Below are 16,916 nucleotides of genomic sequence, written 5' to 3' on the forward strand. Positions count from 1 at the left end.
TAGCACCTGTTGCTTATTCAGCGTCTTCTTCTGTGCGGAATTTATCTGCAGTCGCTTTAATAATTGGTTGCAACTCACCTTTTTGGAACATTTCAGTGACGATATCACAACCACCAATCAGTTCACCTTCAACCCACAGCTGTGGAAATGTTGGCCAGTTAGCATATTTAGGTAGTTCTGCACGAATGTCTGGGTGTTGAAGAATATCAACAAAAGCAAACTGCTCACCGCAGTTAATCATGACTTGTGCAACTTGCGATGAAAAACCACAGCTAGGTAACTTTGGTGAACCTTTCATATAAACGATAATCGGGTTTTCGCTGATCTGCTGTTTGATTTTATCTACAGTTTCCATTTTATTTCCTAATACGACTCGATGTAATTTAAACTATTGTACGATACCTTGTTTAAGAACAAAAATCCCAAATTTTGTAGGGTTTTAGCAAGTTGTTCTAAAACACAGTAGCTTTAATTGTAATAATGCATTTTACCGATGAGGCCCATCAAAATTATTCATCAAACAATGATTCACATCACAAAAATAATCAGTACAATAGCCACAGAGTAATGATACCAACAATGGTATATAACGATAACCTGAATCCATGGAGAGACCAATGGCTTTCGAATTACCAGCACTACCATATGCTAAGAACGCACTAGAACCACATATTTCTCAAGAAACTATTGAATTCCATTACGGCAAGCATCACAACACTTACGTTGTTAAACTAAATGGTTTAGTTGAAGGAACTGAGTTTGCTGGCAAAAGCCTAGAAGAAGTGGTTAAAACTTCTACTGGTGGCGTTTTCAATAATGCAGCTCAAATCTGGAACCACACTTTCTACTGGAACTGTCTTGCACCAAATGCGGGTGGCGAGCCGACTGGTGCCATTGCTGATGCTATCAATGCAGCATTTGGTTCTTTCGCAGAATTCAAAGCAAAATTTACTGATTCAGCAGTAAACAACTTTGGTAGCGCTTGGACTTGGTTAGTGAAAAATGCTGATGGTTCTGTATCTATCGTTAACACTAGCAACGCTGCAACCCCGTTAACTGATGATTCAGTAACACCATTAATGACTGTAGACGTATGGGAACATGCTTACTACATCGATTACCGCAATGTACGTCCTGATTACATGGCTGCATTCTGGAATCTTGTTAACTGGGATTTTGTTAACGCTAACTTTCAAGGTTAATCGTTAATTTTGAATCATTAAAGGGGCCTATTGGCTCCTTTTTTTACCTCTGTATTTTCTATCCCACACTTCACTATAACCATCGCCAGCGCTGCTCTTACAAATGCAACTGTTGCAATTGCTATCGTTTGTTATTGTTTTTATTGATTAAATTTTCTTAACTGTGCCTCAAAACCGATTTTTATGATCTAAGCTTAAAGTGTATTGGCTCATTAAAAGGTTCCAAGTAACGATGTAGTAGAACCAAGACATAGCCAACATGTATTGAGTCGGTTTGCTGTTTTAGGGGGTTACTATGGGTATTTTCGAGCATTATCAACAACGCTATGAACAGAAATTAGAAGAAGAATATTCACTTGAGCAATTTTTACAAATTTGCCAGCAAGACAAAAGCGCCTACGTATCAGCTGCCGAACGACTATTAATTGCCATTGGCGAGCCAAAAGTCGTGGACACATCAAAAGATCCTATTTTAAGTCGGATTTTCTCAAACCGGTTAATTTCTCGTTACCCCGCTTTCACAGAGTTTTATGGGATGGAAGAAGCCATAGAGCAAATTGTGTCTTATTTAAAACACTCAGCCCAAGGCTTAGAAGAGTCAAAACAAATCTTATATTTACTGGGCCCTGTTGGCGGTGGAAAATCATCTTTAGCTGAAAAACTGAAAGCTTTAATGCAGAAAGTACCCATTTATGTACTGAGTGCTAATGGCGTTCGCAGCCCAGTCAATGATCACCCATTTAGTGTATTTGATGCAGATGAAGACGGAAAATTACTTGAACAAGAATATGGCATTCCTGAACGCTATCTAAAAACCATCATGTCACCTTGGGCTGTGAAACGATTGCATGAATTTGGCGGCGATATTTCTAAGTTTAAAGTTGTCAAAATCTACCCTTCTGTACTCGACCAAATCGCTATCGCGAAAACAGAACCTGGTGATGAAAACAACCAAGATATCTCAGCATTAGTCGGTAAAGTTGATATTCGTCAGTTAGAGCACTTCTCTCAAGATGACGCGGATGCTTATGCTTATTCGGGTGCGTTATGTCGAGCAAATCAGGGCTTAATGGAATTTGTGGAAATGTTCAAAGCCCCCATCAAGGTGTTACATCCACTGTTAACTGCCACACAAGAAGGCAACTATAACGGCACGGAAGGCTTATCTGCGCTGCCATATAACGGAATTATTCTTGCTCACTCTAATGAATCAGAATGGGCCAGTTTTAGGAACAACAAAAATAATGAAGCCTTTTTAGACCGCGTGTATATTGTCAAGGTCCCCTACTGCTTGCGAGTGTCTGAAGAAATTGAAATCTACAATAAATTGTTAGCAAACTCAGAGCTTTCAAGTGCGCCTTGTACACCCAGTACGCTAGAAACACTAGCACAATTTACCGTGTTGTCTCGCTTGAAAGTACCTGAAAATTCATCCATCTATTCAAAAATGCGTGTTTACAATGGCGAGAGCTTGAAAGATACCGATCCTAAAGCCAAGTCTTATCAAGAGTACCGGGATTACGCTGGGGTTGATGAGGGAATGCAAGGGTTATCGACCCGTTTCGCATTTAAAATCCTGTCTAAAGTGTTTAATTTCGATAACGCCGAAATTGCAGCTAATCCCGTTCATTTATTTTATGTACTTGAAAAGCAAATTGAACAGGAGCAATTCCCAAGCGAAGTCAGTGAAAGATATCTTGAGTTTTTAAAAGGTTACTTAATCCCTAAATTTGTAGAGTTTATTGGTAAAGAAATCCAAACCGCATATTTAGAGTCCTACTCTGAGTATGGCCAAAATATCTTTGACCGCTATGTCACCTATGCTGACTTTTGGATCCAAGATCAAGAATACCGTGACCCTGAAACAGGCCAATTATTTGACCGTGCAGCGCTAAATGCTGAACTAGAAAAAATTGAGAAACCTGCGGGTATAAGTAATCCGAAAGATTTTCGTAACGAGATAGTCAATTTTGTCCTACGGGCTCGCGCTAATAATGAAGGCAATAACCCATCTTGGTCCAGTTATGAAAAACTACGCACTGTGATTGAGAAGAAGATGTTTTCAAATACAGAGGATTTATTACCTGTCATTTCATTTAACACTAAAACCTCAACGGATGATCAACGCAAGCACGAGGACTTCGTTAATCGCATGATGGAGAAAGGTTACACCCAAAAGCAAGTCAGGCTGCTATCGGAGTGGTACCTACGCGTAAGAAAATCGTCTTAATGACGACTAATTCCAGCTGTAGGAGGTATATCCATGGCCAATTTTATTGACCGACGGTTAAATGCCAAAGGCAAAAGTACAGTTAATCGACAACGTTTTATTGAACGCCATAAAAAGCAGATCAAAAAAGCGGTCAGTGATGCTGTCACCAACCGTAGTGTGACTGATATCGATAAAGGGGAGAAAATTAGTATTCCTACTCGAGATATCAGCGAACCTAACTTTCGCCAAGGAAAAGGTGGACACAGAGAACAAGTGCACCCAGGCAATGACCAATTTGGACGCGGCGATAAAATTGACCGCCCCAAAGGAGGTCAAGGTAGTGGTGCCGGCCAAGGTCAAGCCTCCGATTCTGGTGAAGGGCAAGATGACTTTGTGTTTCAAATTTCAAATGATGAATACCTAGAATTATTATTTGAAGATTTAGAGCTACCCAACCTACAAAAAACACAACTTAACAAGATGGTCGAATACCAAACCTATCGCGCTGGTTTCACCAACGATGGCGTACCAGCAAACATCAACATAGTGCGTTCATTACGCTCATCATTAGCCCGTAGAATTGCCATGTCGGCAGGCAAAAAACGTCTGCTAAAACAACTTGAAGCTCAATTAGCAAACCTCAACAACACACCTGGAGCATCCGCCGAAGCCATCTGTGAATTAGAAACAGACATAACCTTACTTAAGAAACAAATAGCCAAGGTACCGTTTATAGATACCTTTGATTTACGCTACAACAATTATGCAAAAAAAGAAGTGCCCACTAGTCAAGCCGTGATGTTTTGTTTGATGGATGTGTCCGGCTCGATGGATCAAGCCACAAAAGAAATGGCTAAGCGCTTTTATATATTGCTGTATTTATTCTTAACCCGTACCTATAAAAACCTTGAAGTCGTCTTTATTAGGCACCACACCCAAGCAAAAGAGGTGGACGAACAGGAGTTTTTCTACTCCCAAGAAACCGGCGGTACCATAGTGTCAAGTGCATTGAAATTAATGCATGAGATACAACAAAAACGATACCCCGAAAACGAATGGAATATCTATGCTGCTCAAGCCTCCGATGGCGACAATTGGTCAGATGATTCGCCTCACTGCGAAGCATTATTAGCCGACAACATTCTACCGGTTGTGCGTTATTTCAGTTACATCGAAATCACTAAGCGACCACACCAAACCTTATGGGCGGCTTATCAAAACCTACAGGAGCAACACAACAATATTGCGGTGCAACATATCAAAGATGTTGATGATATTTACCCTGTGTTTAAAGCGCTATTTAAAAAGCAAACAGCTTAAGGAGGCACAATGAATAACGATAAGCATGCCCCGCTAAGTGATGGTCCAGAGTGGAGTTTTGAACTACTACAACAGTATTTAGACGAAATTGAGAAAGTAGCAGAACACTATCAACTCGATAGCTACCCTAACCAAATTGAGGTCATTACTGCTGAACAAATGATAGATGCCTATGCCGGTATTGGTATGCCGATTGGATACACCCATTGGTCCTTTGGTAAGCGTTTTATCGAAACCGAACAAGGCTACAAACGCGGCCAAATGGGGTTAGCGTATGAAATTGTCATCAACTCAGACCCATGTATTGCCTACCTCATGGAAGAAAACAGTATTACCATGCAAGCTTTGGTGATGGCGCATGCCAGTTTTGGCCACAACAGCTTTTTTAAAAACAATTATTTATTTAAAACTTGGACCGATGCCAGTTCAATCATTGACTACCTTGTTTTTGCTAAAAACTACATACACCAATGTGAGTTAAAACATGGCGTTGAGGCAGTAGAACTGACACTCGACTCATGCCATGCATTAATGAACTATGGTGTCGATCGTTATAAACGCCCAAGTGAAATTTCATTCAGTGAAGAGCAAGCAAGGCAAAAAGATAGAGAGGCATACCTACAAACTCAGGTAAATGATTTATGGCGTACGGTACCTAAAAGCGATGTTCAGCCAAATGTAACATCCAAAAAACAGTTCCCTTCTGAACCCCAAGAGAACATTTTGTATTTTATCGAAAAAAACTCACCATTATTAGCGCCTTGGCAACGAGAGTTAGTACGTATCGTGCGTAAAATGGCGCAATATTTTTACCCACAAAAACAAACTCAGGTGATGAACGAAGGCTGGGCGACCTTTTGGCATTACACCATTTTGAATCACCTTTATGATGACGGCAAAGTCACTGATAAATTTATGCTGGAATTTTTGCAAAGTCATACAGCTGTTGTCGCTCAACCTGCCTATAACAGCCAATATTACAGCGGAATCAACCCGTACGCTTTGGGGTTTGCCATGTTTGTTGATATTCGCCGCATATGCGAAAGCCCAACAGATGAAGATAAAGCCTGGTTTCCTGATTTAGCAGGAACAGATTGGTTAAGCTCAGTGCATTTTGCCATGCAAAATTTTAAAGATGAGAGTTTTATCAGTCAGTATTTATCGCCAAAGGTCATTCGCGATTTCAAATTATTCGGTGTACTTGATGACGATAAACAACCAAAGTTGAGTATTTCTGCTATTCATGATGAACAAGGCTACCAAGACATTCGTCAAAAGTTATCGCAGCAGTACAACCTGTCAAACCTTGAACCCAATATCCAAGTACAGAATGTAGAAATTGACGGTGATCGTTCATTAACGCTGCGATACACACCCCATAACCGCATCCCTTTAGCTGACAGCATGACAGAAGTATTAAAGCATCTACACCGCCTTTGGGGCTTTAAAGTCAGTCTTGAACAAATTGAACAAAGTGGCAATGTCACCCAACTTGCTAGCTGTCCAGAAACCAAGGAACCTGAACCAATAGCAGTTACTAGTTCAGCCTCCATCATTATTTAATCTAAGCCTACAGAGAACTGAAAACAGCATTTGCCCACAAAAAAGCCAATCATCAGATTGGCTTTTTATTTCAAGTTGTGTGTTCGGGCTCTACGCCCTTCATGCACTGATTACGATAAATCTTTAGCAATATCTTCAGGCATGTCATCACGCATCTTTTGCCACATAATGCCACTTTCAATGGCGTTTTGGCGCATCAAGTTTGGCACGTCTTGATAATTAGCTTCTTTCGCTAACGTCTCTAATTCAACATAAAAGCTTAACGATAATGCACGCGCTTCTGAACTTGAGAAGTAATAACGCCCCACTCGACTGTATAACCCCTTAAAGCCATTCAGGATCAATACATACAATGGGTTTTCTGAAGCAAACGCCAACGTATGATGCAGCTTGTAGTCAAAATCGGCATAAGCTTCAGCATCATCAGCCAGTTGATAGATAGTTGCTAGAATTTCTGCCGCTTTATCAGGATTTTGCTTAATAGCAGCACGAACATAAATAATGCTGACATTTGCGCGAGCCGCCATCAGTTGATCAACTAAGGTTGGAAAGCCTTCAGGATTAAGGTCGGCAATCGTCTCTAGGATATTTAAACCCGAGGTTTCCCAGAAGTTATTCACCTGAGTAGGTTTACCATGTTGGATTTTAAGCCAGCCATCTCTTGCTAAGCGCTGCAACACTTCACGTAAAGTGGTTCTAGTGACACCAATCAGTTCAGATAACTCACGTTCAGCAGGCAAAATTGATCCTGGTGGGAACTTGTTTTCCCATATGGAACGTACAATGTATTTCTCAGCGAAACTAGCAGGCCCTTTAGCATTTATAATCATCAGCCTAAAACATCCTATTGCGACATAATTACACTGATCATACCAGAGACAGGGAAAATAAAAACCATTGTTTATTAGCAGGTGATCTCCTATTGAACTAATTCTACTTGCTACCTTGTTAAATCATTACACACGCCGTTTTACAACAATAAAACATCACAAATCCATACTCTAGACATGGTTACTAGCATAAAGCGCTAAAACGCTCACTTTTCAAACAAACAAGCTAATTTCATTGCTGAAAATTAACTAATACAACATTTCTAAATGTTACATTTAAGGTTATTTTAAGCTAGAATGCGCCCGAAAATAGGCTATATAGAAACAATTTAACACTGACAAACGTGAGTAGACTTTATTTGTAATGAAAAACTGATTTCGTTGACTAATTATTCCAGCTATTGGCAATGACAAATCAACGAATTCATCATAACGACATAATCTACTGTGTTTCTATGCAGCAAGTCGAAACCACACAATTTTTGGAGAGGCAATCATGCCCACAACCACGGGCCTAGCTCTGTTTAATAACTTTTTAGGTAACTCACCTAAATGGTACAAATACGCTATCTTGGCTTTTTTAGTAATTAACCCGATAATTTTCTATATTAATCCGTTTGTTGCTGGCTGGATGTTAGTGATTGAATTCATTTTCACGTTAGCCATGGCATTAAAATGTTATCCGCTACAACCTGGCGGATTATTAGCAATACAAGCCGTGTTTATCGGCATGACCTCCCCCAGCCAAGTGCTGCACGAAATTGAAGCCAATCTTGAAGTGCTGCTTCTGCTTATCTTTATGGTGGCAGGCATTTACTTTATGAAGCAGCTTTTGCTGTTCTCATTTACCAAAATGATCACTAAAATCCGCTCTAAGATTGTCGTGTCATTAATGTTCTGTATTGCTTCAGCAGTCCTATCTGCTTTCCTCGATGCTCTCACAGTCATTGCCGTCATCATTGCTGTTGCCATTGGTTTTTACTCTATCTACCACAAAGTCGCTTCCGGAAAAGACTTCAGCTGCAACAATTCCCATGACCATACAAATGAAAAGCAAGGTCAACTTAATGACCAAGAACTAGAAGATTTCCGCGCATTTTTACGTAACTTATTAATGCACTCTGGTGTGGGTACAGCCTTAGGTGGTGTATGTACCATGGTAGGCGAGCCGCAAAATTTGATTATTGCCGCGCAAGCAAACTGGCAGTTCAGTGAATTCTTTATTCGTATGTCGCCTGTCACTATGCCTGTTTTAATTGCCGGCATTGCAACGTGTTTCTTGGTAGAGAAATTCAAAATTTGTGGATATGGCGCAAAATTACCTGATGCTGTTCACCGTATTCTAAGCGATTACGCTGAATATGAAGATCGAAACCGCACCAAACAAGATAAAGCTAAACTGGTTGTTCAGGCTTTAGTTGGCGTTTGGCTAGTCGTTGGCCTGGCTTTCCACTTAGCCTCTGTGGGTTTAATTGGTTTATCTGTGATTATTTTGACCACTGCATTCAATGGTGTAACAGATGAACACGCATTAGGTAAAGCATTCGAAGAGGCATTGCCGTTTACTGCACTATTAGCCGTATTCTTTGCGATTGTGGGTGTAATTATTGACCAACATTTGTTTACTCCAGTCATCACATGGGCGTTAAGTTATGATGGCAATATGCAGTTAGTGATTTTCTATATCGCTAACGGCTTATTATCTATGGTTAGTGATAACGTATTTGTTGGTACTGTCTATATTAACGAAGTGAAAACTGCCCTATTAAATGGCCAAATCACCCGTGATCAGTTTGACCTACTTGCCGTTGCCATTAATACAGGTACTAACCTACCTTCAGTGGCAACACCAAATGGTCAGGCAGCATTCTTGTTCTTGCTAACCTCTGCGCTTGCGCCACTTATCAGGCTTTCATACGGTCGAATGGTTTGGATGGCTCTGCCGTACACTATCGTACTTTCAGTAGTCGGTGTGCTTACCATTCAATCAGGGCTTCTAGTCGATATGACCCAAAGTATGTATGATGCTCATATCTTGATGCACCATTCAGCAAAAGAGATAACTGATGCTGTAACATCAGGACACTAAATTTAGCTTGAAATAAAATTTAAAACACCCTCAAATGAGGGTGTTTTTTATCACTAAAAGGAATTGATTTTGGGAATGTTAGCGCGCTTTAGTCAAACACGAAACGCATGGGGTTGGTTATTTGCAAGTGGTCTTGCCCTGCAACTTGCTGCATTATTTTTTCAATACGTGATGAAGTTAGACCCATGTGTTATGTGTATTTATGTTCGCGTAGCCGTGTTGGGACTCATGCTTGCAGGCCTTGTAGGTATGTTAGCGCCAAAACTGTGGCTCGTGAGGTTTGTTGGCATGATCGGCTGGGCCGTTTCAGCAGTATGGGGCTTTAAACTTGCTTATGAACTCAACGAGATGCAGATCAATCCCTCGCCTTTTTCCACTTGTTCTTTCTTCCCTGATTTTCCTGATTTTATGCCACTGGATAAGTGGTTACCGGCTGTGTTTGAACCAACAGGCATGTGCAGTGACACACCTTGGACATTCCTATCAATCTCGATGACTCAATATATGATGATAGCGTTTGCGGTTTATATACTCGTGTGGTTGGTCATGCTATTACCGACACTCAAACCTATCAGAAGTCGTTAAGCTGTTGACGATAACTTTATTATTCAAATAAAAAAGCTACATCTGAGTGATGTAGCTTTGCTAGTCGTTCATCTACTTATATGGCAGCTAGATAGCCTTTGACTGTAAACAAAAGTCTTGGGCTAAATGGGCATTCGACAATTGAGCAGTAGGCAACTCTCTTGCCTGATCGCGTAAATAATCCATTCCCGCAAGGAAGCCTGAAAACATCTTTAATGCGATAAACTGGCCTACGGTCGTGGTGGTATAGTTGTCACCTTGTTTTTGGATGGCTCCTATTGTGCGTAAATAAGCCAATTCAATAGGGAAAGCTTGCCACAAGGACTTGCCAGTATGAGCTTTGAACTGCTGATTATCTAGCAAACCATGCCCCATCATCATCAATAAGTGATGCTGTAATAATGATTGCTGACTTAATGGTTTGGTGTAGCAAGTTCCTGATAAGCCCTTATTTATACGTTCAATATAATGGGGAATATCAAAACTTGAAATCCTAAACTGCTCACCATATCGGCCAAAAGCACCCGAGCCCACACCAAAACAATCCTCACCATCCAACACATATTTATTGTCGTTAGATTGGCCGCTGTTTCGGCTATAAGTCCATGGGAACTCCATTACATATTTATCGCCCATGGCTTGTTTAGCCGCTAGAAACTGCGGCCATAAGTCTTCATTTTTACCTGATAACTTGCCAGCCTTTTTACGATTTTTACCAATACCGATCGTGAGTGGATAGGTAGTAATTTGCTCCGGCGCTAATCTTATTGCTTGCTCAATATCTTTAGTAACCGACTCTGGAGTTTGCACATTAAAGCCATACATTAAGTCCAAGTTTACTGTTGGAATAACATCTATCGCTCGACTGACATACTCTGCTTGCTGCAAACTGCTGCCAAATTTTTCAAACCGACCACTGGCTTTCAAAATATTGTCATCAAAGCTTTGTACACCGACAGAAATACGGTCCACTAAGCCTTTTAATAAATGCGGGTTACCTTCTTTAAAGTAGATAGGATCACTTTCTGTTGAGACCTCACGGATTTGCGTCAGCGACTTGATCAGCTCAATCAAGCCGATTAATTCATCTTCTAAGATGGTCGTTGTGCCGCCACCGATATAGACCCGATTGAAGCGATAGCCTTTTGCAATGACTTCGCGAATTTCTTTTCTTAACGCACTAAAATACTGCCGCGCTAAGGTCTCATCAAATTTCACTTTATGAAACGAACAAAAACGGCAAAGTGTGTGGCAAAAAGGAATATGTATATAGAGCGTTTCAATGGGTTTATCAGGTACGTGTAACTTAGCAACATCAGTTAGTTCAACCGCATCATTTAAACTTAGCGCCTGCCGAATATTATTACCCATCACCCAATCTAGGCTTTGGCTTGCCAAATTGATTACTGTTTTAGACTGTCGTATCGGCATAAGCCCCTCACCACTGTTTGAGTTTCTAAACAAGTCCATTATTTGCACCTCGTATTGACGGCATAATTAACTTGCAGAGAATTGATACAATTAAGATAAGCTAAAGTAGCAAGGTAAAATGATAACCTTCCCGTGAAGATACAAATTACTACATATTAGATAAGCGTTTGCACTAGGAAGTAGATATAAATCACATACTTACATATCAATACCCATTACAAGTCACAAAAATAACTTGTCACATTTGAGAGGCATCCCTCAGCTTTGTGTTAAATGTGAACTGATACAATTTCATGATTCATGTTGTTAATTTCAATGTAAACAATTCAATGCATTTACACCTCAATAATAGCGAGCTATTGAACGCGTGAACATAGACTGAGCCAGCTTAGACGATTAGATTACTCCAATAACAATATATTAATGGGTAAACAAATGACGCCAATCGTATGTACAACCGCACTTGATGCAGTATCAATCATTGATAACCATGAAACCTTATGGACTCATTCAATGGGCGCAACACCTAAAGTGCTGCTAGATGCATTGGCCGAACATGCCCTCACCCGTGAAGGATTAACCTTGATGCAGTTGCATACTGAGTGCGCTGAATCATTAAGTTCACCTAACTTATTACCACACTTGCGTCATCGATGTTTCTTTGGTGGTAAACCCACACGTAAACTACTTGCTAATGGCAACGCAGACTATGTGCCAATTTTTCTATCAGAAGTGCCTAAGCTGTTTCGTTCAGGTGAGCAAGCAATTGATACAGCGCTGATCCAAGTGTCACCACCAGATAAACACGGCATGTGTTCACTTGGCATTTCAGTAGAAGCAACACTGGCAGCATGCCAAACCGCCAAGAAAATCATTGCCCATATTAATCCATTAATGCCACGTACGCATGGCGATGGGTTTATTCCTTATCAGCGCTTTACCGCGGTATATCATCAATCACAAGCCTTGCCTCAGCATCCTATGGCCGACACTGACGAGACTTGCTTAGCCATAGGTAAAAATGTGGCACAGTTAGTACGAGACGGCGATTGTTTACAAATGGGGATTGGTGCCATTCCCGACGCAGTGCTTTCCTGTTTAACCGAGCATAAAGACTTAGGCATACACACAGAGTTATTTTCAGATGGCGTACTCAAACTCGTTGAGCAAGGAGTCATCACCAACCGAAAAAAGAAAGTATATCCTGGCAAGATTGTCACAGGTTTTGCGCTAGGTAGCCAAAAACTTTATGACTATGTAGATGACAACCCTGCAGTTGTATTTATGGATATTGAACAAGTAAATGACACGGCTATCATACGTAAAAACCCAAACGTCATGGCAATCAACTCCGCATTACAAGTAGACGTCACTGGACAAGTATGTGCAGACTCATTAGGCACGCAAATTTATTCTGGTGTTGGCGGACAAATGGACTTTATTCGCGGTGCAGGTTTATCTGAAGGGGGACGCTCAGTCATAGCCTTACCGAGCACTGCCGCAAATGGCAGCATATCACGCATTTCAACCGTGTTATCACCTGGTGCAGGCGTAGTCACAACTCGCGCCCATGTACATTACGTAGTCACAGAATACGGTGTTGCAAACCTGCGTGCAAAATCAATACGCGAACGAGCAGAGGCATTGATTGCTATTGCTCACCCGAAATTCCGAGAACAGCTCCGCGAAGAAGTTAACCAACAATGGCACCTTCAATTAGACTAAACATATTCAGTACTAGAGCGAAGTATGAGGTTCATGTGTATTTGCTTTGAACAGTATGAACATTTGAATAGTGCTTAGCTGGATAACTGAACAGCTCTAGATTCAGTTATCCATTACAAATGCACCAATACTGATGAAGTAAATGTGTGAATGCTAGGTAACAAGAAAGCCTAAAACTCAATAAAATAAACCGAACCTTCGCAGCTCATATATTTATCGCAGCCAGTGTAAAAACGCCCTGTCTTACATTGACCATAAACGATACCATTACCACCAAGCTTTTGAGCTTTTGCCTTTAAGGTTCGTTGTAACTGACTCTTAGAAGGTAACTCAGCAAACCTCTCATTTTGACAAAAATCAGATTCAACCTGACCAAGGAACCTTGTGTTATAGCTAAAAATTTCATTGGCTCCGTATACCTCCACACTTTGACTTCTTGCTTCAGTTTGAGCCTGTGACTTCACGTAGCCACCTAAATTTGTTCTTACCGTACAAGATGCAAGGCAAAGTATCGAAATTAACAGTAGTCCCTTTCTTAACATCTATAACTCCATTTATTTTATATCGTTTTACTAACCCAAAAAGCAAACAAAAAATCAAGACATCCATTATAAATCAACATGATAGCTGCCTTCTAGTGACGATACAAGTAACAGTATCTATTCGAATGACCAATGGCGCATGAGGATAAGGGTTGTGAGCAAGATTTGATGGAATTTCGGTGTACTCAGCTTATATTTGTCATTTTCAAGTCATCACAAAACTGTTCATGCTTGAATGCTGGAAGAGTGATTAGGTTAAACTGCTTGCATCATCAGTAACCTACCTGAGCTTGGCTATGTCAACAATAAAGAAGCCAGCTCATTAGTCGGTGTAGCCCCAATGAATAAAGAAAGCGGCCGCTTCAAAGGCCAAAGAAAAATTCAGGGAGGAAGACATCAAATAAGAACTGTCTTATATATGGCAATGATGTTTGCGATTCAATCAAACCCAGTTTTCAAAGAAACTTACCAGCGATTAGTCGCTGCTGGAAAACCAAAGAAAGTGGCAATAATTGCCTGTATCAGAAAGATGGTTGTAACACTTAATTCGATGCTAAGAGATGGTGTAATATGGGAAGCGCCAAAAGCTCAAAATTAGCTATTGACGCCTTAGTCTCTTGTTATGTGAATTTTAGCCGTGTACATCAATACTATCTTTTGGAGCTTCGGCACGCATGTCCATACCATAGTCTCTGATGACACCAGCAATTCTCAACCTATAGTTTTCAAAAACACCATCACGGCCTTTTGATTGAGCAAATCGGTGAGACTCTAGATTACGCCACTCTTGAATTGCCTCTTCGTCATGCCAAAATGACAAAGATAGAACCTTGCTGCCATTTGTTAGACTTTGGAAACGCTCGATTGATATAAAGCCATCAATGTCTGAGAGCAACGGTTTCAATTCACTTGCGATATCTAAATACTCAGAAGTCTTACCCTCAGCCACCTGTACTTCAAAAATTACTGCGATCATAGTTCACCAAATTAGGACTAATATATTCAGGTATTTTACTGAATTGGAGTTGCTATACATATGAGTTTTAGTGAGAAATTTGGGGATAGATCCTGTTATTTATCGCCATTCACATAACGCCGCGTTACGGAGTCATTCTTAAATGCTTTGTTAGGCTTAAAGCCAACGACGTACCCTTGTTTTATATTCAACATAACTCCCCCCAAACAGTTGCTCCAATGCTGCTTCTTCGGGCTTAATTTGAAATGTGGTGATGTAAACAACAAACAAAGGTGTTGCCAACAAAGCTTTGAAGCTACCAAGTACAAATGCGCAAGCAACGAGGAACATAGCAAAACCCAGATACATCGGATTTCGTGTGTACTTATAGATACCACTCTGAACTAAGCTACTAGAGGATTTTGGGGTCATAGGATTTACTGTCGTACGACTTGATTTAAACTCCCAAACGCCCAAAAAACAAACCAACCCTGCGAGCAAACCAAGCAAGAGTCCAAATACAACTCCAAAACTCATAAGAGATAACGCATTCTCGCCGCTATCGCTAAGCCACCAAGTCAATGAAGCGCAAAGCAATAACACAAACAACGGTGGTATTTTAAGTTTCAAAAAGTCCATTCTGACATTCCATATCAACATGAAGCCTAACGCCCAAATAATGGGCTAAGTAATGTTGGCTAAAATAGTGAGGAACGAACGAAAGCCAACTGTTACGTGTGATCTTCACCCGATAAAGTGGACACCGTCCATGTTTCAATTTCCTGTCATTTCAAACTCAACAGGTGATTTATATCCTAAACTCGAATGCAATCTCTGTCTATTGTAAAAATAGTTGAGATAACCCTTTAATTTAGAATGTAATTTACTGCTGCTTTCAAACCTATTCCCTCTAATTAAATCCGCTTTAAGTGAGTGAAAGAAAGACTCCACTTCAGCATTGTCTGTACAGTATCCAGGCCTATTCATACTTGGTTTTATGTTGTGATTAGCTAAATACTTTTGCACCACGAGGGCACGATATTCAGCTCCTCTGTCAGTGTGAAATAGCACGCTATCTTTTGGTTGTCTTTTCTTTATCGCGAGTCTCAGAGCCTTGAGTGTGAGCTCTGTTGTTTTGTTTTTGCCAAACGCCCAACCTATTATTCGACGTGAGTACAAGTCGATAACGACAGCTAGATAATGCCAACGCGCACCAACTTTTAAGTAAGTCACATCACCTGACCACTGCTGGTTGATTTCTGTCGGCTTTTCAATGTCTTTACGCTTGTTCTCAATTTCTTTATAGAAGAACTTTACCTTCGCAGGTTTACTGTAGGTCTTTATTGCTCGGGCTCTCAAGTCATTCTCTCGCATCAATCGAGCCACCCGTTTTTCGCTGGTTATTATCCCTTCCTTTTTCAGGGCATGAAATACTCTTGGGCTACCATAGGTTTGATGATTCGCGTTGAAGACCTGTTCTATTTTTGACAATAAGTTCGCGTCTGAAAGTAGACGGTTAGATATCGGGCGCTTAAGCCAAGCGTAATAACCGCTACGAGAAACATTAAGCCAAGAACACAGGTATTTAACGCCTAAGGTTTGCCCGAACCTTTGGATGAATCCAAATCGTTCTGATGTACTTCCGCCAGATACCGTTGCCACTTTTTTAGCAAATCATTCTCCAGCTTAAGCCGCTCGTTTTCTTTCTTTAATTTCTGAAGTGCATTCAGTTCACTTTTAGTAGGTAGCTTACTCATAATTTGATTGCTGCTTTGGTAGCGAGGTACTTTAGAAAACTTACCTTCTTTATACTCTTTTCGCCAACGACTTAGCATTAACGGATGGATATCGAGTGCTTCTGCAACTTCCTTTGACATGACATCGTCTCGTAAGCTTAATTTGACGGCTTTGATTTTGAACTTTACTGGGTAAAACCAGGTTTTTCTTGGTTGGGTATATTTGGGCATTTTTGCCTCCTCAAAGTGATGAGGAGGTGTCCACTAAAGCGGGGGAATAGCAGTGTCCCTGTTTATTTGCTTGTTAGCTGCCTTTAATAAAGACCAAGTTGCAGCGTACAATAGGTTTGATTTAACAGCAACTTAAAAGCACCATGCTTAAATTAAACAACATACCCAAAAGCAAATTTAATTTGTTACAACACAAGTTAAAATCTATTGCTGCCCGACAATACAATATTAAATTTGCGCAATTAAACATTAATTGAAAAGTTACACACCAAATTTAGGTTTTGAATTTACAACGAGCAATAAATTCAAAAAATAAACACCAACAACAAAAGAAATATTAAAGCCTGCTAACGAATGATATGGACTCCCCTTACCAATTGGCCGCTATGTGCCATATTGAAAGTGCAAACATTCAATCAAGGAGAGTCCATATGTCCTTAATTAAAGCAATTGGCATTGATTTAGCCAAATTAGTTTTTAGCATTCATGGTGTTG

14 protein-coding genes and 1 pseudogene are annotated in these 16,916 nt (G+C 40.4%); 8 read left to right on the forward strand and 7 right to left on the reverse strand.

Going from position 1 to position 16,916, the window contains the following annotated elements:
• Nucleotides 1–13: 13 nt before the first annotated feature.
• Complete coding sequence (locus ACHUGF_RS16200; RefSeq protein ID WP_394132770.1) at nt 14–355, reverse strand: Grx4 family monothiol glutaredoxin; 342 nt, start codon at nt 353–355, stop codon at nt 14–16.
• A gap of 262 nt (nt 356–617) precedes the next feature.
• Between ACHUGF_RS16200 and sodB the strand changes: the two genes are divergently transcribed.
• The 4 genes from sodB to ACHUGF_RS16220 all read left to right on the forward strand — a co-directional run bounded on the left by sodB (nt 618) and on the right by ACHUGF_RS16220 (nt 6,297).
• On the forward strand, nt 618–1,202 hold the full coding sequence (gene sodB / locus ACHUGF_RS16205) for a superoxide dismutase [Fe] (RefSeq protein ID WP_394132772.1): 585 nt from the start codon (nt 618–620) through the stop codon (nt 1,200–1,202).
• Between the two features lie 295 nt (nt 1,203–1,497).
• Nucleotides 1,498–3,432: a PrkA family serine protein kinase gene (locus tag ACHUGF_RS16210; protein ID WP_394132773.1), complete on the forward strand. Its 1,935-nt coding sequence runs from the start codon at nt 1,498–1,500 to the stop codon at nt 3,430–3,432.
• A 33-nt stretch (nt 3,433–3,465) separates the two neighbouring features.
• Nucleotides 3,466–4,734 (forward strand): YeaH/YhbH family protein, encoded by a 1,269-nt coding sequence (locus ACHUGF_RS16215; RefSeq protein WP_394132775.1) that lies wholly within the window; start codon nt 3,466–3,468, stop codon nt 4,732–4,734.
• Nucleotides 4,735–4,743: 9 nt separating this feature from the next.
• Nucleotides 4,744–6,297 carry a SpoVR family protein gene (locus ACHUGF_RS16220; protein ID WP_394132776.1) on the forward strand — a complete coding sequence of 518 codons (1,554 nt, stop codon included), beginning with the start codon at nt 4,744–4,746 and terminating at the stop codon, nt 6,295–6,297.
• Nucleotides 6,298–6,407: 110 nt separating this feature from the next.
• Here ACHUGF_RS16220 and fadR read toward each other — a convergent pair whose 3' ends face one another.
• Nucleotides 6,408–7,127, reverse strand: a complete 720-nt coding sequence (gene fadR / locus ACHUGF_RS16225) for a fatty acid metabolism transcriptional regulator FadR (RefSeq protein ID WP_394132778.1) — start codon at nt 7,125–7,127, stop codon at nt 6,408–6,410.
• Nucleotides 7,128–7,623: 496 nt separating this feature from the next.
• Here fadR and nhaB point away from each other — a divergent pair, with 496 nt between their 5' ends.
• Both nhaB and dsbB read left to right on the forward strand, forming a co-directional pair.
• The gene (gene nhaB, locus ACHUGF_RS16230) at nt 7,624–9,216 is read left to right on the forward strand and encodes a sodium/proton antiporter NhaB (RefSeq protein ID WP_394132779.1); all 1,593 of its coding nucleotides are present in this window, start codon (nt 7,624–7,626) and stop codon (nt 9,214–9,216) included.
• A gap of 69 nt (nt 9,217–9,285) precedes the next feature.
• A complete protein-coding gene (dsbB, locus tag ACHUGF_RS16235) occupies nt 9,286–9,801 on the forward strand; it encodes a disulfide bond formation protein DsbB (RefSeq protein ID WP_394132781.1) in 516 nt (171 codons plus the stop codon).
• An 87-nt stretch (nt 9,802–9,888) separates the two neighbouring features.
• Here dsbB and ACHUGF_RS16240 read toward each other — a convergent pair whose 3' ends face one another.
• The gene (locus ACHUGF_RS16240) at nt 9,889–11,271 is read right to left on the reverse strand and encodes a coproporphyrinogen III oxidase family protein (protein ID WP_394132783.1); all 1,383 of its coding nucleotides are present in this window, start codon (nt 11,269–11,271) and stop codon (nt 9,889–9,891) included.
• Between the two features lie 396 nt (nt 11,272–11,667).
• On the opposite strand from ACHUGF_RS16240, the gene ACHUGF_RS16245 reads away from it, so the two are divergent.
• On the forward strand, nt 11,668–12,957 hold the full coding sequence (locus ACHUGF_RS16245; RefSeq protein ID WP_394132784.1) for an acetyl-CoA hydrolase/transferase family protein: 1,290 nt from the start codon (nt 11,668–11,670) through the stop codon (nt 12,955–12,957).
• Nucleotides 12,958–13,127: 170 nt separating this feature from the next.
• On the opposite strand, the gene rcsF is transcribed toward ACHUGF_RS16245, so the two are convergent.
• Complete coding sequence (rcsF, locus tag ACHUGF_RS16250) at nt 13,128–13,499, reverse strand: Rcs stress response system protein RcsF (protein ID WP_394132786.1); 372 nt, start codon at nt 13,497–13,499, stop codon at nt 13,128–13,130.
• Nucleotides 13,500–13,761: 262 nt separating this feature from the next.
• Between rcsF and ACHUGF_RS16255 the strand changes: the two are divergent.
• Nucleotides 13,762–14,097, forward strand: a pseudogene (locus tag ACHUGF_RS16255) (transposase); the annotation flags it as partial.
• 33 nt (nt 14,098–14,130) lie between these two features.
• On the opposite strand, the gene ACHUGF_RS16260 reads toward ACHUGF_RS16255, so the two are convergent.
• The 3 genes from ACHUGF_RS16260 to ACHUGF_RS16270 all read right to left on the reverse strand — a co-directional run bounded on the left by ACHUGF_RS16260 (nt 14,131) and on the right by ACHUGF_RS16270 (nt 16,421).
• Nucleotides 14,131–14,475 (reverse strand): antibiotic biosynthesis monooxygenase family protein, encoded by a 345-nt coding sequence (locus ACHUGF_RS16260; protein WP_394132788.1) that lies wholly within the window; start codon nt 14,473–14,475, stop codon nt 14,131–14,133.
• Between the two features lie 156 nt (nt 14,476–14,631).
• Nucleotides 14,632–15,093, reverse strand: coding sequence for a methyltransferase family protein (locus ACHUGF_RS16265; RefSeq protein WP_394132790.1), 462 nt, complete (start codon nt 15,091–15,093; stop codon nt 14,632–14,634).
• Between the two features lie 135 nt (nt 15,094–15,228).
• Nucleotides 15,229–16,421, reverse strand: a protein-coding gene (locus ACHUGF_RS16270) for an IS3 family transposase (RefSeq protein ID WP_394132792.1) whose coding sequence is annotated in 2 segments (ribosomal slippage) — nt 15,229–16,113 and nt 16,116–16,421 — 1,191 coding nt in all. Because the reading frame shifts where the segments join, the coding sequence is not laid out codon by codon here.
• Nucleotides 16,422–16,916 lie beyond the last annotated feature (495 nt).

It is taken from the genome of Shewanella maritima (assembly GCF_043643735.1).
Lineage (GTDB): Bacteria > Pseudomonadota > Gammaproteobacteria > Enterobacterales > Shewanellaceae > Shewanella > Shewanella maritima_A.

Bases quoted from the DNA above. Each gene is read 5' to 3' on its own strand.
- ACHUGF_RS16265 (WP_394132790.1), bottom strand. From the start codon at position 15,093: ATGGACTTTTTGAAACTTAAAATACCACCGTTGTTTGTGTTATTGCTT.
- ACHUGF_RS16215 (WP_394132775.1), top strand. From the start codon at position 3,466: ATGGCCAATTTTATTGACCGACGGTTAAATGCCAAAGGCAAAAGTACA.
- fadR (WP_394132778.1), bottom strand. From the start codon at position 7,127: ATGATTATAAATGCTAAAGGGCCTGCTAGTTTCGCTGAGAAATACATT.
- rcsF (WP_394132786.1), bottom strand. From the start codon at position 13,499: ATGTTAAGAAAGGGACTACTGTTAATTTCGATACTTTGCCTTGCATCT.
- ACHUGF_RS16200 (WP_394132770.1), bottom strand. From the start codon at position 355: ATGGAAACTGTAGATAAAATCAAACAGCAGATCAGCGAAAACCCGATT.
- ACHUGF_RS16220 (WP_394132776.1), top strand. From the start codon at position 4,744: ATGAATAACGATAAGCATGCCCCGCTAAGTGATGGTCCAGAGTGGAGT.
- ACHUGF_RS16260 (WP_394132788.1), bottom strand. From the start codon at position 14,475: ATGATCGCAGTAATTTTTGAAGTACAGGTGGCTGAGGGTAAGACTTCT.
- nhaB (WP_394132779.1), top strand. From the start codon at position 7,624: ATGCCCACAACCACGGGCCTAGCTCTGTTTAATAACTTTTTAGGTAAC.
- ACHUGF_RS16210 (WP_394132773.1), top strand. From the start codon at position 1,498: ATGGGTATTTTCGAGCATTATCAACAACGCTATGAACAGAAATTAGAA.
- ACHUGF_RS16245 (WP_394132784.1), top strand. From the start codon at position 11,668: ATGACGCCAATCGTATGTACAACCGCACTTGATGCAGTATCAATCATT.
- sodB (WP_394132772.1), top strand. From the start codon at position 618: ATGGCTTTCGAATTACCAGCACTACCATATGCTAAGAACGCACTAGAA.
- ACHUGF_RS16240 (WP_394132783.1), bottom strand. From the start codon at position 11,271: ATGGACTTGTTTAGAAACTCAAACAGTGGTGAGGGGCTTATGCCGATA.